Here is a 20733-nt window from a genome sequence, read left to right on the forward strand (position 1 = left end):
ATCTGGACGGCCGGCGCCGTCGAATCGCTGGCCAGGAGGAAGCATGACCACACTGCAGCAACCCTGCCGCATCTGGTTGACTGGGGCGACATCCGGCATCGGCCTGGCGCTCGCCGAGCGCCTGCTGGCCGACGGCCACCGCGTGGCACTGAGCGCGCGCAATGTCGACAAGTTGAACACCATGGCGGCGGGCTTCGAGCACGCACTGGTGGTGCCTCTCGATGTCAGTGATCGCGGCGCCGTGCGCGCCGCCGGCCAGCGCCTCGAGACCCAGCTTGGGGGGCTCGACGTGGTGATACTCAACGCCGGCACCTGCGAATATCTCGATGCGCGCCACTTCGATGTCGACCTGGTTGAACGTGTTTTTGCGCCCAATTTCTTCGGCGCCCTCTACGCCATGGAAGCGGCACTGCCACTACTGCGCCGTGCCCGCGATCACGATGGCATCCGCCCGCTGCTGGCCGCCACCTCGAGCGCCTCGGCCTATGTGCCGCTGCCGCGCGCCGAGGCCTACGGCGCCTCCAAGGCGGCCCTCAGCTACTTCCTCGAATCGCTGCGCCTCGACCTCGATGCCGAGGGGATCGACGTCAGCGTGATTCATCCCGGCTTCGTCAAGACACCACTCACCGAGCGCAACGACTTTCCGATGCCGATGCGCATCAGCGCTGAACAGGCCGCCGAGGCTATCGTTGCCGGCCTCAACCGGCGCCAACTCGACATCCACTTCCCCCGCCGCTTCACCAACTTGGTGAGGTTGATGGGCATCCTGCCGCCGCGGCTACGACGGCGTCTCGGCCTGCGCATGGTCAAAGACACCCAGGCCGACGGCCAGACCAGCGGAGGTGACGCATGACGCTGCGCCAGCGTATCGCCGTCGTCGGCAGCGGCATCAGCGGCATGGCCGCGGGCCACTATCTTGCGCCACGCCACGAGGTCACCCTGTTCGAGGCCGACACCCGCCTCGGCGGCCATACCGCCACCATCGATGTCAGCCTCGACGGCCGCGACTACGCCATCGACACCGGCTTCATCGTCTTCAACGACTGGACCTACCCGCATTTTCAACAGCTGCTCAGCGAGCTTGGCGTGGCCAGCCAGCCCACCGAGATGAGCTTCTCGGTGCATGAGACGGGACGCGATTTCGAATACAACGGCCATACCCTGTCGACGCTGTTCGCCCAGCGGCGCAACCTGCTCAGCCCGCGCTTCCATCGCATGCTGCGCGATATCCTGCGTTTCAATCGTCAGGCCAGCGACGATCTCGCCGCCGGCCGCCTCGATCCAGCCATGACCCTGGGCGACTATCTCGATGCCGGGGGCTACGGCGAGGACTTCCGCACCCGCTACCTGCTGCCCATGGGCGCCGCCATCTGGTCGGCGAGCATCGGCGACCTGATGGCCTTTCCGCTGCAGTTCTTCGTCGGTTTCTTCCGCCACCACGGCTTGCTGTCGGTCAGCGACCGCCCTCAGTGGTACACCCTGGTGGGCGGCTCCCGCGCCTATATCCCGGCGCTTACCGCGGCCTACCGCGAGCACATTCGGCTGGCCAGCCCGGTGCAGGCGATTCGCCGCAACGCCCAGGGCGTCACCCTCACCAGTCGCCATGGCGAGGAGCGCTTCGACCAGGTGGTGCTGGCCTGCCACGCCGATCAGGCACTGGCCATGCTCAGCGACCCGAGTGATGCCGAGCGCGAGATTCTCGCCGCGCTGCCCTACCAGTCCAACGAAGTGGTGCTGCATACCGATACCCGGCTGCTGCCGCGTCGGCGGCGCGCCTGGGCCAGCTGGAACTACCGCCTCGACGGCCGCGACGCCGACGCCCGGGTCTCGGTGACCTACGACATGAATATCCTCCAGCGCCTCGAGGCTCCGCATACCTTCTGCGTGACGCTTAACGACAGCGATGCCATCGACCCGCAGAAAGTGCTGGGGCGCTTCGACTACGCCCATCCCCAGTTCACCCTGGCCGGGGAGGCTGCCAAGTCGCGCCACGCCGAGATCTCCGGCAACCCGCACCGCACCCACTACTGCGGGGCCTACTGGCGCAGCGGTTTCCACGAAGACGGCGTATGGAGCGCGCTGCGCGTGGCCAAGGCGCTGGACAGCGACGCCGCGCCGGCCGCCGCGCCAGCCGTGGAGCAGAGCGCATGAACCTGCCGCGCTCACGGATCTACCGCGGCCAGCTGCGTCATCGACGCTTCACGCCGCGCCATCACGCCTTCACCTATCAGCTGTGGATGGCCTGGCTCGACCTCGACGAGCTGCCGACGCTATTCGATGGCGTGCCGGGATTCAGCGCCCGTGGTCCGGCGCTGGCGCGTTTCCGCCGCGAGGACTATCTGACGCCTCACGACCGACCGCTGGCCGATGCCGTCCGCGAAGAACTGACCCGCCAGCTGGGCAGTGCCCCAGACGGCCGTATCTGCGTGCTGACCCAGCTGCGCACCCTCGGCATGGGCTTCAACCCGATCTCGCTCTACTACGCCTACGACCGTGATGGCGCCCTGCGCGCGATGCTCGGCGAAGTCAGCAACACCCCCTGGGGCGAACGCAGCCGCTACGCCTGCGCGGTTGATCCGTCGCGCCACAGCCACGCCGCCGAGTTCGAAAAGTCGATGCATGTATCGCCCTTCAACCCCATGGACATGACCTATCGCTGGCGCTTCAACGCCCCGGGAGAGCAGCTGCTGATGCACATGGAGAACTGGAAGGACGACTGCTGCCACTTCGACGCCACCTTGACCCTGGAGGCACGCCCGGCCACCCGCGGCGTGCTGCTGGCCAGCCTGGCTCGCCAACCGTGGATGAGTCTCAAGACCCTGGCCGGCATCCATTTCGAGGCGCTGAGGCTGTGGGCCAAGGGCGTCCCCGTTCATGACCACCCCCATCGCGAGGAGACACCGTCGTGAGTACGACACGCTCTGCCACCTCTCCGGACCTGCCGCGCCACGGTAGCCGTCTGACACGTCTCATCAAACCGCGCCTGCTGGCCCAGCTGGACGCCCTGGAGGGCGGCCAGGTCACCTTGATCGAGGGCGACCACTGCCGGCGCCTGGGTCGCGGGGGGCCGCTCAAGGCCACCATTCGCGTGCAGCGCCATGATGCCTGGAAGCGGCTGGCGTTGGGCGGCACGGTGGGTGCCGCCGAGGCCTACATGGACGGCGACTGGGACTGCGACGATCTGGTCGCCCTGACGCGGCTGTTTGCCGCCAACCTGGAGCGCGTCAACGGCGAGGTCGAGAACGGCAGCGCGCGGCTCGGCCGCTGGCTGCTGAGCGCGCTCTATGGCTTGCAACGCAACACCCTGCACGGCTCGAGGCGCAATATCTCGGCCCACTACGACCTCGGTAACGACCTGTTCGAGACCTTTCTCGACCGCGAGCACTGGATGTATTCCAGCGCGCTCTTCCCGGACGCCGACGCCAGCCTGGAGCAGGCCTCGACCCACAAGCTCGACGTGATGCTCGACAAGCTAGATGTGCGCCCCCACCACCATCTGCTGGAGATCGGCACTGGCTGGGGCGGCCTGGCGATCCACGCCGCCAAGACCCGCGGCTGCCGAGTGACTACCACGACCATCTCCGCCGAGCAGTACGCTCACACCGCACGGCGCATCGAGGCAGAGGGGCTCGGCGAGCAGATCACCCTGTTGCAGCAGGACTATCGAGAGCTGGAGGGGCGCTATGACCGCTTGATCTCGGTGGAGATGATCGAGGCGGTGGGCCACCAGTACCTGGATACCTACCTGGCCACCCTCGACCGGCTGCTCAACGACGACGGTCAGGCCATGCTGCAGGCCATTACTATCCGCGATCAGCGCTTCGAGGCGGCCAAGCGCGAGATGGACTTCATCAAGCGTTATATCTTCCCCGGCGGCTTCCTGCCCTCCCATCACGCCATTCTTGCCAGCCTCAGCCGGCGCACCAGCCTCAATGTGCTGGCGCTGGATGAGATCGGCCTGCACTACGCGCGCACCCTGCGCGAGTGGCGCCAGCGCTTCGAGGAGAGCCTCGACACCATTCGCCGCCTGGGCTACGACGAACGCTTTATCCGCATGTGGCGCTACTACCTGTGCTACTGCGAAGGGGGCTTTCTGGAGCGCACCATCGGCACCTGCCACCTGCTGCTGGCCAAGCCCGGCGCTCGCCCGGCGCCGCTGACCGGCGCGGTATGAATCTGCAGGACCCGCAGCTGCGGCGCGCGCTGTATAACGTGGCGGCTTTTCAAGTCGGCTGGTTCGCCTGCGTGCTGGGCGGGTCACTGATCGGTGCACTGGTCGCGGCTGTCGTGATCAGCGTGCATCTGCGCTACCTGGGGCGGCCGGGAGAGTGGCGCTGGCTGGTCTGCTTCGGCGCCCTCGGCCTGCTGGTCGACGGTGGCCTGAGCTTGGCCGGCGGCTTCGACTTCGGCGCTGAGCAGTGGGGGGTCATGCCGCTGTGGCTGTGGCTGCTGTGGCCGCTGTTCGCCACCCTGCTGCTGCATTCACTGCGCTGGCTGTGGCAGCGCCCATGGCTGGCCGCACTGGGCGGTGCCACCAGTGGACCATCGTCGTACTTCGCTGGCGCACACCTGGCCGGGGTCGAGCTGGCGCCGTGGCTGTTGCCGGCAGAGAGTCTGGTGTGGGCACTGCTCTGCCTGGGGCTGTGTCGGAGAATCGGACGCCACAGCGCTCAGGCAGACAGAGGTTCGCGCCGCTGATGCAGTTCGAGCTCCTCCGCCGGCAGTGGTCGCGAGAACAGGAAGCCCTGCACCAACGGGCAGCCGTGCTGGAGCAGGAACTGGCGCTGGGCTTCGGTCTCTACGCCCTCGGCGATGACTACGAGATCCAGGCCGCGAGCCATGGCCAGCACGGCACTGACGATCGAGGCGTCGGCCGGATCGTCGGGTAGCGCGCGGATGAAGGCGCGGTCGAGCTTGAGCTTGTCCACCGGCAGGCGCTTGAGGTAGCTCAGCGACGAGTAGCCAGTACCGAAATCGTCGATGGCAATCTGATGGCCCAGCGCGCGCAGCGCTTCCATGCGCGGGTAGATATCGCCAGCACGATCATCGAGCAGCACCGACTCGGTCAGCTCCAGCCCCAGCAGGCTAGCCGGTAGCTGGTGCTGCGACAGGCAGGCGGCCAGCCGCGACTCGAGGTCACCCTGGATCAGCTGTATGGCCGAGATATTGATCCACAGCGGTACCGCCGGCATGCCGGCCGCACGCCAGCTGGCCAACTGCGCCACGGCGCGCTCCACCACCCAGTTTCCCAGCGCGCTCATCATGCCGTGGCGCTCGGCCAGCGGGATGAAGTCAGCGGGTGAGATCATGCCGTGCTGCGGATGGTGCCAGCGCAGCAGCGCCTCCATGCCTGCCATCTCGCCACTGTCGAGGCGATGCTGGGTCTGATAGTGCAGTTCAAGCTGGCTGCCACTGGCAAGCGCCGCGCGCAGATCGTTGACCAGCGCCAGCTGGCGATCGCCGGCCACGTCCAGCGAGGGACGGAAGCGTTGATCGTGATTGCGACCGTGGCGCTTGGCGCTGTATAGCGCCGACTCCAGGCGCTGGAACAGCACGCCGGAATCGCGACCATCCTCCGGCGCCCGGCAGCTGCCAATGGTCAGACCCAGCCGCAGGCTGTGGCCATTGAGTTCAAACGGCTCGCTGAGATGAGACCGCAAGCCGGCAACCCACTTGTCGTGATCGTCGAAAGTCGTGGTACGGATCACCATGAACTCGTCGCCACCCAGTCGCCCAACCACGCCTCCAGCCACATGGCCGGCAAGGCGCTGGCCAAAGCGCGCCAGCAGCCGGTCGCCGAGGTCGACGCCCATGGCATCGTTGACCGCCTTGAAGCCATCGATATCGATCAGCGCGATATCCAGGCCCTCGCCGGCACGCAGGTGGCGTAGCCGAGAGGTCATCAGGTCGTGCAGGCGACGACGGTTGGGCAGACCGGTCAGCGGGTCCTCGAAGCCGATCCGGCGCAGGTCCTGCTCGCGGGCCTTGTGGCGAGAGATATCGGTAAACATGCCGACATAGTGGCTGATGCGCCCGCGCGCATCCGGACAGGCCTGGACCCGCAGCCACTCAGGGTACTCATCACCGTGCTTACGCCGGTTCCATATCTCACCCTCCCAGCGCCCGGTGGTGGTCAACGACTGCCAGTAGCGCTCATAGAACACCTTGTCGTGACGACCGGCGGAGAGCATCGATGGGTCCTGGCCCTCGACGTCCTCGATGGCGTAGCCGGTGATCTTGGTGAAGGCGGGATTGACGGCGACGATGCGGTTGCGCGCGTCACTGATCATCACGCCATCCTCCGAGAGCATCAGCGCAGCCTCCGCGAGCCGCGCGCGACGGTGCTCGTTGCGCACCTGACGCCAGGCGTCATATAGCCCCACAGCAATAAAGGCCACCACCGCCAGACGCAGCCATACGCCCGGCAACCAGCTCACCGCCGCTAGTCCGGCCAATGCCAGCCAGACCAGCGGCCGGCTAAGCGAGAAGCGCGGCCACATGGCACAATGTCGTGAAATCAGGAATCAATGCGTTACCCTGCCTCTTGGCGGTTTGCCATCATCATTGAGTTATCGGCATCATGGCCCCAGGCTGAAGGGCAATGCAAAATTATGCCTGCCAACGCTAGCGCCGACGGCCACGTGCAATCGCCGCCCGCTGTCAGTAGAATGCAGCCAGTCCGCGTGCGCCGCGGTTCACACTATATTCGACACTCGGAACGACTCAGTGACCAAGCAAGAATCCTATTGCCGTGACGAGCTGCTGGCATGCAGCCGAGGCGAACTGTTCGGCCCTGGCAATGCCCAACTGCCGGCCCCCAACATGCTGATGCTCGACCGCATCGTGCGCATCAACGAGGCAGGCGGTGATCACGGTAAAGGCGAACTGATCGCCGAGCTCGATATCACCCCGGACCTGTGGTTTTTCGACTGCCATTTTCCCGGCGACCCGGTGATGCCAGGCTGCCTGGGCCTGGATGCCATGTGGCAGCTGGTCGGCTTCTACCTCGGCTGGCTGGGCCACCCCGGACGTGGCCGCGCGCTGGGCTGCGGTGACGTCAAGTTCAGTGGCCAGATCCTGCCCGAGGCCAAGAAGGTCACCTACCATATCAATATCAAGCGCATCATCACCCGGCGCCTGATACTGGGCATGGCCGACGGCACCGTGACCGTCGATGGCCGCGATATCTATCAGGCCAACGACCTGCGTGTCGGCCTGTTCACCTCTACCGCGAATTTCTGACAGGAGGCTTCCATGCGACGAGTGGTAGTCACTGGGCTCGGCATCGTGTCTTGCCTCGGCAATGACCAGCACCAGGTCCTCGATGCGCTCAAGGCAGGGCGCTCGGGTATTCGCTTCAAGGATGAATACGCCGAACGTGGCTTTCGCAGCCAGGTCGCCGGCGTGGTCGATATCGACCTAGACGCCCTGATTGACCGCAAACTGCGTCGTTTCATGGGCGATGCCGCGGCCTACGCCTATGTCTCCATGGTCCAGGCCATCGACGATGCCGGCCTGGCACCTGAACAGGTCTCCCACGAGCGAACCGGCCTGATCGCCGGCTCGGGTGGCGCTTCCAGCGCCAACCAGGTCGAGGCTGCCGACGTGATGCGCGAGAAGGGCCTGCGACGAGTGGGCCCCTATCGGGTCACCCGCACCATGGGTAGCACCGTTTCGGCCTGCCTGGCCACGCCGTTCAAGATCAAGGGGGTCAACTACTCGATCTCCTCGGCCTGCGCCACCTCGGCGCACTGCATCGGTAGCGCCGTGGAGCAGATCCAGCTCGGCAAGCAGGACGTGGTGTTTGCCGGCGGCGGTGAGGAGGAGCACTGGACCCTGTCGTGCCTCTTCGACGCCATGGGCGCGCTCTCGACCCACTACAACGACGCCCCGGAAAAGGCGTCGCGACCCTACGATCAGGCCCGCGACGGCTTCGTCATCGCCGGCGGCGGCGGCATGCTGGTGCTCGAGGAACTCGAACACGCCAAGGCGCGTGGCGCCAGGATCTACGCCGAGGTCACCGGCTACGGTGCGACGTCAGACGGCCACGACATGGTAGCGCCCTCCGGCGAAGGGGCCGCACGCTGCATGCGCCAGGCGCTGGCCACTGTCGATGGCAGCATCGACTATATCAATACCCACGGCACCTCGACGCCGGTGGGCGATGTCGCCGAACTCAAGGCGATACGCGAAGTGTTCGGCAACCAGACCCCGGCGATGAGCTCCACCAAGTCGCTGACCGGCCACTCGCTGGGCGCCACCGGCGTGCAGGAGGCGATCTACTCGCTGCTGATGATGGAGCACGACTTTATCGCCGCCTCCGCCAACGTCGATGAACTCGACGAGCAGGCCGCCGGCTTCGATATCGTCACCCAGCGTCGCGATGACACCCAGGTCAACCGCGTGCTCTCCAACAGCTTCGGGTTTGGCGGCACCAATGCCTGCCTGGTGCTGGAGACATTCAGCGACTGACCGCCAGACTCACGTCATATGCATACGATAACGGCGCCTCGATAGGCGCCGTTATCGTTCAAGCCTACGGCAACGTCAACCCGGCAGCGGCTCGCCGCGCCCAACCGGCGCCGCAGGCCTGGGCACCTCGGAAATCTCCGTCAGCTGGCCCTCGATCCATGCCTCGACCTCTGCCAGCACCTCTTCGGGGCTGCGCTCACGGGTGTCGATCGGCTCGCCGACCCGTACCGAGAGGCGTCCCGGGTTCTTGACCCAGTGGCGCCCCGGCCAGCGCTCACCGGCGTTATGCGCCACCGGCAACACCGGCATGCCGGCACGACAGGCGATCACCACGCCGCTCTTGTTGTAGCGCCGCCGATTGCCCGGCGCGACCCGCGTGCCCTCGGGAAAGATCAGCACCGACAGTCCCGCTTCGAGGCGCTGCTTGCCCTGGGTCAGCACCTGCCGCATGGCCCTCGCCGGCCGGGAGCGATCCAGCGCAATGGGATGCAGCAGACGCAGTCCCCAGCCGAATATCGGGATATTCAGCAGCTCACGCTTGAGTACCGTGCATACCGGGGCCTTGAGCACCTGCAGGAACAGCGTCTCCCACTCGCACTGGTGGTTGGCGAGGATCACACAGGGCACGTCGGGTAGGTTTTCGAGGCCGCGGATGTCGTAGCGTACGCCACAGCTGATCCGAAACCAGGCGATAATGGCGTGGTTATACAGATTGAGCAGTCGGTAGCGGCCGGCCAGCGGCAGCAGCGGCGCCAGCGGCAGGAACAGCACCCCGCATACCAGCATGGTCAGGAAATAGCCGACATAGAACAGCAGGCTGCGCAGCAGATTCATGGTGCCGCTCCACCGTTGCGCCCATGGCACCAGGTATCGAGCATCCGCCCCACCTCCAAGCGCCAGGGCTTCTGGTGCACGCCAAAGGCTTCCAGCACCCGTCGGCAGTTGAGCACTCGGCGCAGCGGCTGGTCGTGATGATGACTGAGCGCCTTGAGCGGCCCCAGCTCGACCTGCTCGCCCAACCCTTCAAGGCGCGTCGCCAGCTGGGTGCGCACCATCGAGGCGAAGGTGTAGCCGCTGACCGGCTCAGTGCCGGCCAGGTGATAGGCCCCCCAGGCCTGTGCGCCACAGTGCTGCTGGTGCAGCATGCCGAGCAGGGCCATGGCCGCAGCATCCGCAGAGGTCGGGCAGAAGATCACATCCTCGGCTACCCGCACCTCATCGCCGGCCAGCAGGCTATCGATCAGCTCGCTGAGCCAGGCGCTGGCGCCGTCCAGCGCGAACAGCGGCCCCAGCCGCACGATCAGGTGCTCGGCATACTGCTGGCGAATGCGGTCACCGACCTGGATAAGCCGCCGCAGGCTTTCGTCACGCGGTGCCGGAATCACATGCTCATCGATCGGCGCATCATGACCATCCTCATAGAGCTGGTCGGAAACACACCATACCAGCGGCGTGCGCGTCGCCCGACAGGCCTTCAGACACGCTTCAACCGCCTCGGCGTGGGCAACCACCGCCGCCGGCTCGGCGCTGATCGGCCTGGCCAGCGGCGGAATCACCAGCGCGTCCGGCGCCCGCTCGGCAAGAGCGTCGGCGCTGATCACTGGCCCCTCCTCGATCATCAGTCGAGTATCGCTGCGCCGATTGACCTCACGCGCTAGCGCCAGGCTCAGACAGTGGCCGGCATCGAGTATCAGCAGCTTCACGATCAGAACGGAATTTCGTCGTCGAAATCGTCGAAGCTGCCCGGCGCCGGCGCGCCATAGTTATTGCCCTGCTGCTGACCGCCCTGCTGCCCACCCTGGGCCGGCGGCTGCTGGGGAGCGGGCTGCGGCGCCGGCTGTGGGCGCGGCTGACCGCCGCCCTGGGGCGGCGGCTGCGGGGCGTTGCCGCCCTGCTGGCCATAGCCGCCTTGCTGGCCGTAGCCGCCCTGTTGCGGCATGTTGCCCTGCTGCTGGAAGTCGCCGCCCTGGCCGCCAGCGCGGCTGTCGAGCATCTGCATGTCGTTGCAGACGATCTCGGTGCTATAGCGATCCTGTCCGTCCTGACCTTGCCATTTGCGGGTCTGCAGGCGGCCTTCGATGTAGATCCGCGAGCCCTTCTTGACGTACTGCTGGGCGATCTCGGCCAGCTTGTTGAAGAGCACCACGGTATGCCATTCGGTGCGCTCCTGACGTTGACCGCTCTGACGATCGGTCCAGCTGTCGGTGGTGGCGATCCGCAGATTGGCCACCGGGTTGCCGGAAGGCAGGAAGCGCACCTCCGGGTCCTGACCGAGGTTACCGATCAGGATAACCTTGTTAACTCCACGAGCCATGTCTCACTCCTTGATTGCCGGGCGACGCCTGGACGCCCCAGTGACTTATTGACCACCAGCCAACGGCTAGTGGTTTCGCTTGATCCCCACCACACGCGCCAGGGCATCGCTGTCGAGCCGCTGGCGGTCCACCTTGAGATAGGCCAGCCGCTCTTCCGGCACCACCAGCACGTCCTCCACCCCGGCCACGTCGGCAAAACGCTCCATCAGCGTCTCCAGGGCATCGCCATGCGCCTGCTCGTCCAACGCTACCACTTCACTGGCCAGATGGCGCGGCGCCGGCATCCCCCAGATCGCCGCCAGCCAGCCCAGCCCGACCAGCGCACAGCCATAGAATACCGCATCGAGGCCCCACTGTTGGGCCAAGCCACCGCCCAGTACGCCGCCCAGAAAGGCGCCCAGGAACTGGCTGGTGGAATAGACCCCCATGGCAGTGCCCTTGGCCCCGGCCGGTGCCAACTTGCTGAGCATCGAGGGCAGCGTCGCCTCGAGCAGATTGAAAGCAGTGAAAAAACCCAGCAGCAGCAGCCCTAGTGACACCAGGCCCACCGGCAGCGCGCCCAGTCCCAGTAAACATAGCGCCATGCCGCCCACCGCCAGTAAGAACACCCCGCGCATGCGCTGACGCTTCTCGGCGAAGATCACCAGCGGCACCATGACCACGAAGGCCAGCGCCATGACGCCAAAATAGACCCAGCCGTGGTGCGGTATGGCGATACCCACCTCCAGCAGGCGAAACGGCACGGCGACGAAGATCGCCATCAGAATCAAATGCAGGGCAAAGATCGAGACATCCAGCCTGACCAGGTCGCTGCGCCCCAGCGTGGCCTTGAGCTGGGCGCGGTCGAGCAGCACGTCGCGGTGACGCAGTCGTCGCGGCGCCTGGGGCACCAACCGCCACAGCACCAGCAGGCTCACCGCCGCCAGCAGCGCGGTGAACCAGAACACCCCGGCCAGGCCAAAACCACTGGCCAACCACGGACCGATCACCATTGCCAGGGCGAAGGCGACCCCGATCGACATGCCGATGGTGGCCATCGCTGCAGTGCGCACCTGCTCCCGGGTCTGGTCGGCGAGCAGCGCCATGATCGCTGCCGCCACCGCCCCGCTACCCTGCAGGCAGCGGCCGAGAATCACCCCGCCGATGCTGTCGGCCAGCGCCGCGACCACGCTGCCGAGCATGAACAGCACCAGCCCCGCGGCGATCACCGTCTTGCGCCCGATGCGGTCGGAGAGCAGCCCGAAAGGGATCTGCAGAATCGCCTGAGTCAATCCGTAGGCGCCCAGCGCCAGACCGATCAGCAGCGGCGTGGCGCCGGCCAGGTCGTCGGCGTACAGCGCCAGTACCGGCAACACCATGAACAGCCCCAGCATGCGCGAGGCATACAGGCTGGCCAGGCCAATGATGGCCCGGCGTTCGGTGGCTAACAGCAGACCAGAGAGCATGCGCAGTGCAACGTGTCGAACTCATGTGAACGGGCGACGCGCGCCCGATAGCGATGGACCGAGTATTCTACCCACTCACCGCCGTGCAGGGAATCCATCACGCATTACCGCTTTATATCATGCGGCTTTGCCGCAGCTCATGGCGGGGCCGTATAATCGAGCTTTTGCGTTGCGCACGAGGTGGTAATGGACAGGATTCTGGTCAGGGGTGCGCGCACCCACAACCTCAAGCAGATCGACGTCGAGCTGCCCCGCGACAAACTGATCGTGGTCACCGGGCTATCCGGCTCGGGCAAATCGTCGCTGGCCTTCGATACGCTCTACGCCGAAGGCCAGCGCCGCTACGTCGAATCGCTCTCGACCTATGCGCGCCAGTTCCTGTCGATGATGGAGAAACCCGACGTCGACCATATCGAGGGGCTGTCCCCGGCGATCTCCATCGAACAGAAATCCACCTCCCACAACCCTCGCTCCACTGTCGGCACCATTACCGAGATCTACGACTACCTCCGCCTGCTGTTCGCCCGCGCCGGTACGCCGCGCTGCCCGGAGCATGGTGAGGATCTCGAGGCCCAGACCATCTCGCAGATGGTCGACCAGGTCATCGCACTGCCCGAGGGCAGCAAGCTGATGCTGCTGGCGCCGGTGGTCAGCGGCCGCAAGGGCGAACACCTGCAGCTACTCGCCGAGCTGCGCGCCCAGGGTTTTGTACGCGCCATGGTCGATGGCCAGATTCTCGAGCTCGACGATATCGCCCCGCTGGACAAGAACAAGAAACACGATATCAGCGTGGTGGTCGATCGCATCAAGGTACGTGACGGCCTGCAGCAGCGCCTCGCCGAGTCCTTCGAGACCGCGCTGGGGCTGGCCGATGGCGTGGCGGTGATCCACTTCATGGACGGCGAGCATGAGGACATCAACTTCTCGGCGCGCTTCGCCTGCCCGGTGTGCGGCTACTCCATCGCCGAACTCGAGCCGCGGATGTTCTCCTTCAACAACCCCGCCGGCGCCTGCCAGACCTGCGATGGGCTCGGCGTCCAGCAGTTCTTCGATCAGGCCAAGCTGATCAGTCATCCGGAACTCTCCCTGGCCGAAGGGGTGATCAAGGGCTGGGACCGGCGCAGCGTCTACTACTTCAATCAGTTGCAGGCAGTGGCGGAGCACTACCGCTTCGCTCTAGAAACGCCCTGGCAGGATCTCGCCCGCCACGAGCAGGAGGTAATCCTCCACGGCAGCGGCCATGACGACATCGCCTTCAGCTACGTCAATGATCGCGGTCGCAAGGTCACCCGTGAACACCCCTTCGAGGGCGTGCTGCCCAATATGCAGCGCCGCTACCGCGAAACCGAATCCAACATGGTCCGTGAGGACCTCGCCAAATACCTCGCCGTACAGCCCTGCCCCAGCTGCCACGGTACGCGGCTGCGCCAGGAGTCACGCCACGTCTATATCGACGACCGCCCGCTACCGGAGATGGTGCGGATGCCGATCGGTGAGGCGCTGCGCTATTTCCAGCAGCTGGCACTGCCCGGCCGCAAGGGCGAGATCGCCGACAAGATCATTCATGAGATCCAGGCGCGCCTGGAGTTTCTGGTCAATGTCGGGCTCGACTACCTCAACCTGGAGCGCAGCGCCGATACGCTCTCCGGCGGCGAGGCCCAGCGTATCCGCTTGGCCAGCCAGATCGGCGCCGGTCTGGTGGGGGTGATGTATATCCTCGACGAGCCCTCAATCGGCCTTCACCAGCGCGACAACGACCGGCTGCTCAAGACCCTGGTCCACCTCCGCGACCTGGGCAATACCGTGATCGTGGTCGAACACGACGAGGAAGCGATCCTCGCCGCCGACCATGTCCTCGACATCGGCCCCGGCGCCGGCGTCCATGGCGGCCAGATCGTCGCCCAAGGCACCCCGCAACAGATCATCGAAAGCAAGGCGTCGCTGACGGGGCAATACCTGGCCGGCACGCGGCGCATCGAGGTGCCACCGTGGCGCATTCCCGGCAACCCCGAGAAACAGCTACGCCTCACCGGCGCCAGCGGCAACAATCTGCAGGATGTCACCCTGACGCTGCCCTTGGGGCTGTTCATCTGCGTGACCGGCGTGTCCGGTTCGGGCAAATCGACACTGATCAACGGCACCCTGATGCCGATCGCCGCCCGCGAGCTCAACCGCGCCACCACCCTGACAGCGGCGCCCCATGCCAAGATCGAAGGGCTCGAGCAGCTCGACAAGGTCATCGATATCGACCAGAGCCCCATCGGCCGAACGCCGCGCTCCAACCCCGCCACCTACACCGGCATCTTCACGCCGATCCGCGAGCTGTTTGCCGGCACCCAGGAAGCCCGCTCGCGGGGCTACAAGCCAGGCCGCTTCAGCTTCAACGTCAAGGGCGGGCGCTGCGAGGCGTGCCAGGGCGAAGGCATGATCAAGGTAGAGATGCACTTCCTGCCCGATATCTACGTGCCCTGCGACGTCTGCAAGGGCAACCGCTACAACCGCGAGACGCTGGAGATTAAGTACAAAGGCAAGAGCATCCACGAAGTCCTCGAGATGACCGTGGAAGAGGCGCTGGAGTTCTTCTCACCGGTGCCGGCGATTGCCCGCCGCCTGCAGACCCTGCTCGACGTCGGGCTCTCCTATATCCGCCTGGGCCAGAGCGCCACCACCCTCTCCGGCGGCGAGGCGCAGCGCGTCAAGCTGGCCCGCGAGCTGGCCAAGCGCGACACCGGTCAGACCCTCTATATCCTCGACGAGCCCACCACCGGTCTGCACTTCGAGGATATCCGACAGCTGCTCACCGTGCTCCACCGCCTGCGCGACCACGGCAACACCATCGTGGTCATCGAGCACAACCTGGATGTGATCAAGACCGCTGACTGGGTCATCGACCTCGGCCCCGAGGGCGGCTCCGGCGGCGGCCATATCATCGCCGAAGGCACCCCCGAGCAGGTCGCCAAGATAGCCGCATCCCACACCGGCCACTTCCTCAAGCCGCTGCTGGCCCGGGCCAAGACCCTGAAGGCCGAGTCGAAAGCGACGGCCTAGACTTGTGAGTCAACCACAATGGCAGCGGCGCCGGGGACAGGTCGTAGCGGGGGTTCGATTCCAGGGGTAAGGAGCACTGCTCCGAACGGGCTGGCCATGGATGGCCAGCACCGGACCTGCAAGCGGAGCAGGATGCGAGAGCGAAGCAGGGAATCGGTAGCGCCCATGGACGGGTTCACAGCGCCCCCGCGAAGAGCTGTCGACGGGAAGCCGCGATGAAAAGGCGATCACTGGCAATGAGCACTAAAAAAACCGGCTCCTCGAAAGGAGCCGGTTTTGTTTGTCCTACCGAAAGCAACGCCGGGGATCACTCCTCGGCAGCAGCCTCTTCGGCGATCGGACGGTCGACCAGTTCGACATAGGCCATGGGCGCGTTGTCGCCGGTGCGGAAGCCGCACTTGAGAATACGGACGTAACCGCCCGGACGCTCGACGTAACGCGGACCCAGCTCATTGAAGAGCTTGCCGACCGCTTCTTTGGAGCGGGTGCGGCTGAAGGCCAGACGACGGTTGGCGACGCTGTCCTGCTTGGCCAGGGTGATCAGCGGCTCGATATGACGACGCAGTTCCTTGGCCTTGGGCAGGGTAGTCTTGATCATTTCATGCTCGACCAGCGACACGCACATGTTCTTGAACATGGCATGACGATGCGAGCTGGTACGGTTTAAGTGGCGACCACTCTTACGATGACGCATGGTTGTGATTCCTTACCAAACTGGGACTCGAGTCGACGCTCACGCTGAGGCCTTGTCGTCCTTCAGGCTTGCCGGAGGCCAATTCTCCAGTCGCATGCCGAGGGACAGACCGCGCGCAGCCAACACGTCCTTGATTTCATTCAACGACTTCTTGCCGAGATTCGGGGTCTTCAACAGCTCCACCTCGGTGCGCTGGATCAGATCGCCGATGTAATAGATGTTCTCGGCTTTCAGGCAGTTGGCACTGCGGACGGTCAACTCGAGATCGTCTACGGGGCGCAGCAGGATGGGATCGATATGATCCTCTTCCTCCTCCACTTCCTGTTCCTTGTCGGCTTCCAGGTCGACGAACGCACCCAACTGCTCTTGCAGGATGGTCGCGCTGCGACGGATCGCCTCTTCCGGATCCAGGGTGCCGTCGGTTTCCAGGTCGATGACCAGCTTGTCGAGATCGGTACGCTGCTCGACACGCGCCGCTTCAACGGCGTAGGAAACACGGCGAACGGGGCTGAAGGTCGCATCCAGCTGCAGGCGACCAATGGCCCGTGATTCGTCATCCGCACCGAGGCGGGTATCCGCCGGCTCATAGCCACGGCCGCGAGCGATCTTGAGCTGCATCTGCAGCTCGGCGCCCTCGTTGACGTGGGCGATGACGTGCTCGGGATTGACGATCTCGACGTCGTGGTCGATGGCGATGTCACCTGCGGTCACGACGGTCGGGCCCTGCTTGTTCAGCGAGAGCACCGCCTCGTCGCGGCTATGCATCTTGATCGCCACGTCCTTGAGGTTCAGAAGGATTTCGATGACGTCTTCCTGGACCCCCTCGATCGCACTGTACTCATGGTCGACGCCAGCAATCTCGGCTTCCACCACGGCACAGCCGGGCATGGACGAGAGCAGGATGCGACGCAGAGCATTCCCCAGGGTGTGACCGAAGCCGCGCTCGAACGGTTCGAGCACGATCTTCGCGTGGTGCGCGCTGATCTCTTCGACCTTGATATCGCGAGGACGGAGAAACTCTGTCACTGAACGCTGCATATGAACACCTTTCAGGCTGCCAAACGGATACTCGGTACTCTACGCCGGGCCCTTGCGGACCCGGCATCACCCAGCGGGTGATTACTTCGAGTACAGCTCGACGATCAGGTTTTCGTTGATGTCGGCAGACAAGTCGCCACGTTCAGGCAGAGCCTTGAAAGTGCCTTCCATCTTCTTGGAGTCGACGTCGATCCAAGCCACATCGCCACGGTTGGCGGAGATCGCCAATGCGGACTGGATGCGTGCCTGGTTCTTGGACTTCTCGCGAACGGACACCACGTCACCCGGCTTGACCTTGTAGGACGCCACGTTGACGGTCTTGCCATTGACGGCGATCGCCTTGTGACTCACCAGCTGACGCGCTTCAGAGCGAGTCGAGCCGAAGCCCATGCGGTAGACGACATTGTCCAGTCGGGATTCGAGCAGCTGCAGCAACACTTCGCCGGTCGCGCCCTTGATACGGGCAGCTTCCTTGTAGTAGTTGCGGAACTGCTTTTCGAGTACGCCATACATACGACGCACTTTCTGCTTCTCACGAAGCTGCAAGCCGTAGTCGGAAAGACGCTGACGGCGCTGGCCGTGCACACCCGGGATCTGCTCGGATTTGCACTTCTTCTCGAAGGGAGTGACACCGCTCTTCAGAAAGAGGTCGGTGCCCTCACGACGAGACAGTTTGCACTTCGGTCCAATGTAACGAGCCATGAATCTGTCTCCTTAAACGCGGCGTTTCTTCGGCGGACGGCAGCCGTTGTGGGGAACGGGCGTCGCGTCGGTGATGCTTTGCACGCGGAAGCCGGCGGCGTTGAGCGCGCGCACGGCGGATTCACGGCCTGGACCGGGGCCCTTGACCAGCACGTCGACGTTTTTCACACCATACTCGGCTGCAGCAGTCGCTGCACGTTCGCTTGCCACTTGAGCAGCGAACGGGGTGCTCTTGCGAGAACCACGAAAACCCGAACCACCGGCAGTCGCCCATGACAGAGCGTTGCCCTGGCGGTCTGTGATCGTCACGATCGTGTTGTTAAAAGAGGCGTGGATGTGGGCAACCGCATCCACTACCTGCTTTTTCACCTTTTTACGGTTACTACGCGGGTTAGCCATGTTGATGTTTCTTCCTGTCTTAACGCCAGAACATGCGTGTTATTTGCGGATCGGCTTGCGCGGGCCCTTACGGGTACGCGCATTGGTCTTGGTACGCTGACCACGCAGCGGAAGACCACGACGATGACGCAGACCACGGTAGCAACCCAAGTCCATGAGACGCTTGATATTCAGCGTCACATCACGACGAAGGTCACCTTCTACGGTGTACTTGCCGACTTCAGAACGCAGGGTGTCCAGTTCTTCATTGGACAGGGCCTGGATCTTAGTGGTCGGCGCAATACCGGCTGCTGCACAGACTGCCTGTGCGCGAGTGCGGCCAATCCCGAAGATATAGGTCAGCGAGATCGCCGCATGCTTGTTGTCCGGGATATTGACGCCTGCAATACGGGCCATCAGCTTACTCCGAAATTTGAGCGGCTTGCTCGATTAATCATCTACAAAAGGCGCAACAGCATACCCCTTTCCCTCCCAGAGGGCAAGAGGCATGCCGGCACCCGGTTAAATCACAGCTCAGGGATCAACCCTGGCGCTGCTTATGCCGCGGTTCGATGCAGATAACGCGTACAGCGCCATTGCGTCGAATGATCTTGCAGTTACGGCACATTTTCTTTACGGAAGCTCGAACTTTCATCGTTCTCTCCAAATCGCAACGGCGCGCCTCAGCGCATGATGCCGCCGCTACCGTAGCCTTTCAGGTTGGACTTCTTCATCACCGACTCATACTGGTTCGACATGAGGTGCGACTGCACCTGGGCCATGAAGTCCATGATGACCACGACCACGATCAGCAACGAGGTACCGCCGAAGAAAAACGGCACGTTCCAGGCCACGATCAGGAACTGGGGCATCAGGGAAACCGCAGTGATGTACAAGGCACCGAACAGGGTCAGACGCGTCATGACCTTGTCGACATAGCGAGCAGTCTGCTCACCAGGGCGTATGCCCGGCAGGAAGGCCCCCGACTTCTTGAGGTTGTCAGCGACATCCTTGGGGTTGAAGACCAGCGCTGTGTAAAAGAAGCAGAAGAATATCACCGCCGCGCCGAAAAGCAAGATATACAGCGGCTGTCCTGGCCCGAGAGCCAACGACGCCGTCTGCAACCAGTCCATACCCTCACCGGCACCGACCCACTGGCCGAGCGAGGCGGGGAACAGCAGAATACTGGACGCGAAGATGGCCGGGATCACGCCCGCCATGTTGACCTTCAGCGGCAGATAGCTGCTCTGACCGGCATACATCTTGTTACCTACCTGGCGGCGCGGATAGTTCACCGTGATGCGGCGCTGACCGCGCTCGATGAACACCACGAACGCCACAGTAGCGATACCCAGTACGGACAGCGCCAGCAAGGGCAGTACGTTCCAGGCACCCTCGTTGCGTGCCAGTTCGAACGCTTGACCCACAGCGCCCGGCAGGCCTGCAACGATCCCGGCAAAGATCAGCAGCGAAATGCCGTTGCCGATGCCCTTCTCGGTGATCTGCTCCCCCAGCCACATCATGAACACGGCACCGGCGACAAAGGTCGTCACGGCCGTGAAATAGAAGCTGAAGTCCGCGGTGTAGGCGATGCCTTGCCCCGCCAGGCCAACGGACATGCCGACCGCCTGAATGAAGGCTAATAGCACCGTACCGTAGCGCGTGTACTGGCTGATCTTGCGACGGCCGGCCTCGCCTTCCTTCTTGAGCTGCTCAAGATGAGGCGAGACCGCAGTCAGCAGCTGCATGATGATCGACGCCGAGATGTACGGCATGATGCCGAGGGCGAAGATACTCATGCGCTCCAGGGCGCCACCCGAGAACATGTTGAACATGCCCAGGATGGTGCCCTGCTGCTCCCTGAACAAGGCAGCAAGCTGGTCAGGATTGATACCCGGCACGGGGATGTGGGCACCGATCCGGTACACCACGATGGCGAGGAGCACGAAGCGCAGACGCGCCCACAGTTCACTCAGACCGCTGCCCGTCGCCGGCATTTTTCCTGACTTAGCCATTTAGTCCTCTACCTTGCCACCGGCGGCTTCGATCGCAGCACGGGCACCCTTGGTGACCTTGATGCCGCGAACGGTGACCGCCTTGTTCAGTTCGCCGGAGAGGATCACCTTCGCGTGTAGCGTGGCGTCCTTGAGCACGTTGGCATCCTTGAGGGACTGCAGGGTGACTTCATCACCCGCAACCTTGGCCAGCTCGGCCAGGCGCACTTCCTCGGAAACCAGCGACTTCATGGAGGTGAAGCCGAACTTGGGCAGACGACGCTGCAGCGGCATCTGACCGCCCTCGAAACCGGGCTTGACCGAGCCGCCGCTACGCGACTTCTGGCCCTTGTGGCCGCGGCCACCGGTTTTGCCCAGGCCGGAGCCGATGCCACGACCGACGCGCTTCTCGGCGTGCTTGGAACCCGGTGCCGGGCTCAGGCTATTGAGTTTCATGGATTACTCTCCCTCAACGCGCACAAGGTAATTAACCTTGTGGATCATGCCGCGTACGGCAGGGGTGTCTTCCAGTTCGACCGAGTGACCAATGCGGCGCAGCCCAAGACCTTTCATCGTAGCCTTGTGCTTGGGCAGTATGCCGATGGAACTGCGGATCTGGGTAACCTTGAGTGTTGCTGCCATGGTGT

The 20733-nt window shown here is 64.2% G+C and carries 22 protein-coding genes; 8 read left to right on the forward strand and 14 right to left on the reverse strand.

The window, feature by feature from the left end:
- Window positions 1–43 precede the first annotated feature (43 nt).
- The 5 genes from IEI94_RS19205 to IEI94_RS19225 are packed head-to-tail and all read left to right on the forward strand — an operon-like array spanning window position 44 to window position 4698.
- Window positions 44–853 (forward strand): SDR family NAD(P)-dependent oxidoreductase, encoded by an 810-nt coding sequence (locus IEI94_RS19205; RefSeq protein ID WP_191168845.1) that lies wholly within the window; start codon window positions 44–46, stop codon window positions 851–853.
- Window positions 850–2151 (forward strand): NAD(P)/FAD-dependent oxidoreductase, encoded by a 1302-nt coding sequence (locus tag IEI94_RS19210; RefSeq protein WP_191168846.1) that lies wholly within the window; start codon window positions 850–852, stop codon window positions 2149–2151. Before IEI94_RS19205 ends, IEI94_RS19210 begins: the two co-directional genes overlap by 4 nt.
- Complete coding sequence (locus IEI94_RS19215; RefSeq protein WP_191168847.1) at window positions 2148–2909, forward strand: DUF1365 domain-containing protein; 762 nt, start codon at window positions 2148–2150, stop codon at window positions 2907–2909. Before IEI94_RS19210 ends, IEI94_RS19215 begins: the two co-directional genes overlap by 4 nt.
- A complete protein-coding gene (locus IEI94_RS19220; protein ID WP_191168848.1) occupies window positions 2906–4174 on the forward strand; it encodes a class I SAM-dependent methyltransferase in 1269 nt (422 codons plus the stop codon). The genes IEI94_RS19215 and IEI94_RS19220 overlap by 4 nt, the downstream gene beginning before the upstream one ends.
- Entirely contained in the window at window positions 4171–4698 is a 528-nt protein-coding gene (locus tag IEI94_RS19225; RefSeq protein WP_191168849.1) for a DUF2878 domain-containing protein, read from the forward strand. Before IEI94_RS19220 ends, IEI94_RS19225 begins: the two co-directional genes overlap by 4 nt.
- On the opposite strand, the gene IEI94_RS19230 is transcribed toward IEI94_RS19225, so the two are convergent.
- Complete coding sequence (locus IEI94_RS19230; RefSeq protein ID WP_191168850.1) at window positions 4671–6500, reverse strand: putative bifunctional diguanylate cyclase/phosphodiesterase; 1830 nt, start codon at window positions 6498–6500, stop codon at window positions 4671–4673. The genes IEI94_RS19225 and IEI94_RS19230 overlap by 28 nt on opposite strands.
- A 226-nt stretch (window positions 6501–6726) precedes the next feature.
- Here IEI94_RS19230 and fabA point away from each other — a divergent pair, with 226 nt between their 5' ends.
- Entirely contained in the window at window positions 6727–7242 is a 516-nt protein-coding gene (gene fabA / locus IEI94_RS19235) for a 3-hydroxyacyl-[acyl-carrier-protein] dehydratase FabA (protein WP_191168851.1), read from the forward strand.
- A 12-nt stretch (window positions 7243–7254) separates the two neighbouring features.
- Window positions 7255–8472, forward strand: coding sequence for a beta-ketoacyl-ACP synthase I (gene fabB / locus IEI94_RS19240; protein WP_191168852.1), 1218 nt, complete (start codon window positions 7255–7257; stop codon window positions 8470–8472).
- 75 nt (window positions 8473–8547) lie between these two features.
- On the opposite strand, the gene IEI94_RS19245 is transcribed toward fabB, so the two are convergent.
- The 4 genes from IEI94_RS19245 to IEI94_RS19260 form a co-directional block, all read right to left on the reverse strand.
- Window positions 8548–9306: a lysophospholipid acyltransferase family protein gene (locus tag IEI94_RS19245; protein ID WP_191168853.1), complete on the reverse strand. Its 759-nt coding sequence runs from the start codon at window positions 9304–9306 to the stop codon at window positions 8548–8550.
- Window positions 9303–10175, reverse strand: coding sequence for a sugar nucleotide-binding protein (locus tag IEI94_RS19250; RefSeq protein ID WP_191168854.1), 873 nt, complete (start codon window positions 10173–10175; stop codon window positions 9303–9305). The genes IEI94_RS19245 and IEI94_RS19250 overlap by 4 nt, the downstream gene beginning before the upstream one ends.
- 2 nt (window positions 10176–10177) lie before the next feature.
- The gene (ssb, locus tag IEI94_RS19255; RefSeq protein ID WP_191168855.1) at window positions 10178–10786 is read right to left on the reverse strand and encodes a single-stranded DNA-binding protein; all 609 of its coding nucleotides are present in this window, start codon (window positions 10784–10786) and stop codon (window positions 10178–10180) included.
- Between the two features lie 66 nt (window positions 10787–10852).
- A complete protein-coding gene (locus IEI94_RS19260; RefSeq protein ID WP_191169675.1) occupies window positions 10853–12238 on the reverse strand; it encodes an MFS transporter in 1386 nt (461 codons plus the stop codon).
- Window positions 12239–12418: 180 nt separating this feature from the next.
- Between IEI94_RS19260 and uvrA the strand changes: the two genes are divergently transcribed.
- Window positions 12419–15280 (forward strand): excinuclease ABC subunit UvrA, encoded by a 2862-nt coding sequence (uvrA, locus tag IEI94_RS19265; RefSeq protein ID WP_191168856.1) that lies wholly within the window; start codon window positions 12419–12421, stop codon window positions 15278–15280.
- Window positions 15281–15587: 307 nt separating this feature from the next.
- Here the strand turns inward: uvrA and rplQ are convergent, their stop codons facing one another.
- From rplQ to rpmD, 9 genes are all read right to left on the reverse strand, one after another.
- Complete coding sequence (rplQ, locus tag IEI94_RS19270) at window positions 15588–15974, reverse strand: 50S ribosomal protein L17 (RefSeq protein ID WP_191168857.1); 387 nt, start codon at window positions 15972–15974, stop codon at window positions 15588–15590.
- A 39-nt stretch (window positions 15975–16013) separates the two neighbouring features.
- Entirely contained in the window at window positions 16014–17012 is a 999-nt protein-coding gene (locus IEI94_RS19275) for a DNA-directed RNA polymerase subunit alpha (RefSeq protein WP_191168858.1), read from the reverse strand.
- Window positions 17013–17093: 81 nt separating this feature from the next.
- Window positions 17094–17714: a 30S ribosomal protein S4 gene (rpsD, locus tag IEI94_RS19280; protein WP_191168859.1), complete on the reverse strand. Its 621-nt coding sequence runs from the start codon at window positions 17712–17714 to the stop codon at window positions 17094–17096.
- A gap of 12 nt (window positions 17715–17726) precedes the next feature.
- A complete protein-coding gene (gene rpsK, locus IEI94_RS19285) occupies window positions 17727–18113 on the reverse strand; it encodes a 30S ribosomal protein S11 (RefSeq protein WP_011505752.1) in 387 nt (128 codons plus the stop codon).
- A gap of 39 nt (window positions 18114–18152) precedes the next feature.
- Entirely contained in the window at window positions 18153–18509 is a 357-nt protein-coding gene (rpsM, locus tag IEI94_RS19290; protein ID WP_076749588.1) for a 30S ribosomal protein S13, read from the reverse strand.
- Window positions 18510–18633: 124 nt separating this feature from the next.
- Window positions 18634–18747 (reverse strand): 50S ribosomal protein L36, encoded by a 114-nt coding sequence (gene rpmJ / locus IEI94_RS19295; RefSeq protein ID WP_009099023.1) that lies wholly within the window; start codon window positions 18745–18747, stop codon window positions 18634–18636.
- A 28-nt stretch (window positions 18748–18775) separates the two neighbouring features.
- Complete coding sequence (gene secY, locus IEI94_RS19300) at window positions 18776–20107, reverse strand: preprotein translocase subunit SecY (protein ID WP_191168860.1); 1332 nt, start codon at window positions 20105–20107, stop codon at window positions 18776–18778.
- Entirely contained in the window at window positions 20108–20542 is a 435-nt protein-coding gene (gene rplO, locus IEI94_RS19305) for a 50S ribosomal protein L15 (protein ID WP_191168861.1), read from the reverse strand.
- 3 nt (window positions 20543–20545) lie between these two features.
- Window positions 20546–20728, reverse strand: coding sequence for a 50S ribosomal protein L30 (rpmD, locus tag IEI94_RS19310; protein WP_076749592.1), 183 nt, complete (start codon window positions 20726–20728; stop codon window positions 20546–20548).
- Window positions 20729–20733: the final 5 nt, after the last annotated feature.

Source organism: Halomonas sp. ML-15, assembly GCF_014779595.1.
GTDB lineage: Bacteria > Pseudomonadota > Gammaproteobacteria > Pseudomonadales > Halomonadaceae > Franzmannia.

What these genes read in the sequence shown, in the direction of transcription:
- IEI94_RS19205 (WP_191168845.1), top strand. Translation starts at nt 44, where the DNA reads ATGACCACACTGCAGCAACCCTGCCGCATCTGGTTGACTGGGGCGACA.
- IEI94_RS19210 (WP_191168846.1), top strand. Translation starts at nt 850, where the DNA reads ATGACGCTGCGCCAGCGTATCGCCGTCGTCGGCAGCGGCATCAGCGGC.
- IEI94_RS19215 (WP_191168847.1), top strand. Translation starts at nt 2,148, where the DNA reads ATGAACCTGCCGCGCTCACGGATCTACCGCGGCCAGCTGCGTCATCGA.
- IEI94_RS19225 (WP_191168849.1), top strand. Translation starts at nt 4,171, where the DNA reads ATGAATCTGCAGGACCCGCAGCTGCGGCGCGCGCTGTATAACGTGGCG.
- IEI94_RS19230 (WP_191168850.1), bottom strand. Translation starts at nt 6,500, where the DNA reads ATGTGGCCGCGCTTCTCGCTTAGCCGGCCGCTGGTCTGGCTGGCATTG.
- fabB (WP_191168852.1), top strand. Translation starts at nt 7,255, where the DNA reads ATGCGACGAGTGGTAGTCACTGGGCTCGGCATCGTGTCTTGCCTCGGC.
- IEI94_RS19245 (WP_191168853.1), bottom strand. Translation starts at nt 9,306, where the DNA reads ATGAATCTGCTGCGCAGCCTGCTGTTCTATGTCGGCTATTTCCTGACC.
- ssb (WP_191168855.1), bottom strand. Translation starts at nt 10,786, where the DNA reads ATGGCTCGTGGAGTTAACAAGGTTATCCTGATCGGTAACCTCGGTCAG.
- uvrA (WP_191168856.1), top strand. Translation starts at nt 12,419, where the DNA reads ATGGACAGGATTCTGGTCAGGGGTGCGCGCACCCACAACCTCAAGCAG.
- rplQ (WP_191168857.1), bottom strand. Translation starts at nt 15,974, where the DNA reads ATGCGTCATCGTAAGAGTGGTCGCCACTTAAACCGTACCAGCTCGCAT.
- IEI94_RS19275 (WP_191168858.1), bottom strand. Translation starts at nt 17,012, where the DNA reads ATGCAGCGTTCAGTGACAGAGTTTCTCCGTCCTCGCGATATCAAGGTC.
- rpsD (WP_191168859.1), bottom strand. Translation starts at nt 17,714, where the DNA reads ATGGCTCGTTACATTGGACCGAAGTGCAAACTGTCTCGTCGTGAGGGC.
- rpsK (WP_011505752.1), bottom strand. Translation starts at nt 18,113, where the DNA reads ATGGCTAACCCGCGTAGTAACCGTAAAAAGGTGAAAAAGCAGGTAGTG.
- rpsM (WP_076749588.1), bottom strand. Translation starts at nt 18,509, where the DNA reads ATGGCCCGTATTGCAGGCGTCAATATCCCGGACAACAAGCATGCGGCG.
- rpmJ (WP_009099023.1), bottom strand. Translation starts at nt 18,747, where the DNA reads ATGAAAGTTCGAGCTTCCGTAAAGAAAATGTGCCGTAACTGCAAGATC.
- secY (WP_191168860.1), bottom strand. Translation starts at nt 20,107, where the DNA reads ATGGCTAAGTCAGGAAAAATGCCGGCGACGGGCAGCGGTCTGAGTGAA.
- rplO (WP_191168861.1), bottom strand. Translation starts at nt 20,542, where the DNA reads ATGAAACTCAATAGCCTGAGCCCGGCACCGGGTTCCAAGCACGCCGAG.
- rpmD (WP_076749592.1), bottom strand. Translation starts at nt 20,728, where the DNA reads ATGGCAGCAACACTCAAGGTTACCCAGATCCGCAGTTCCATCGGCATA.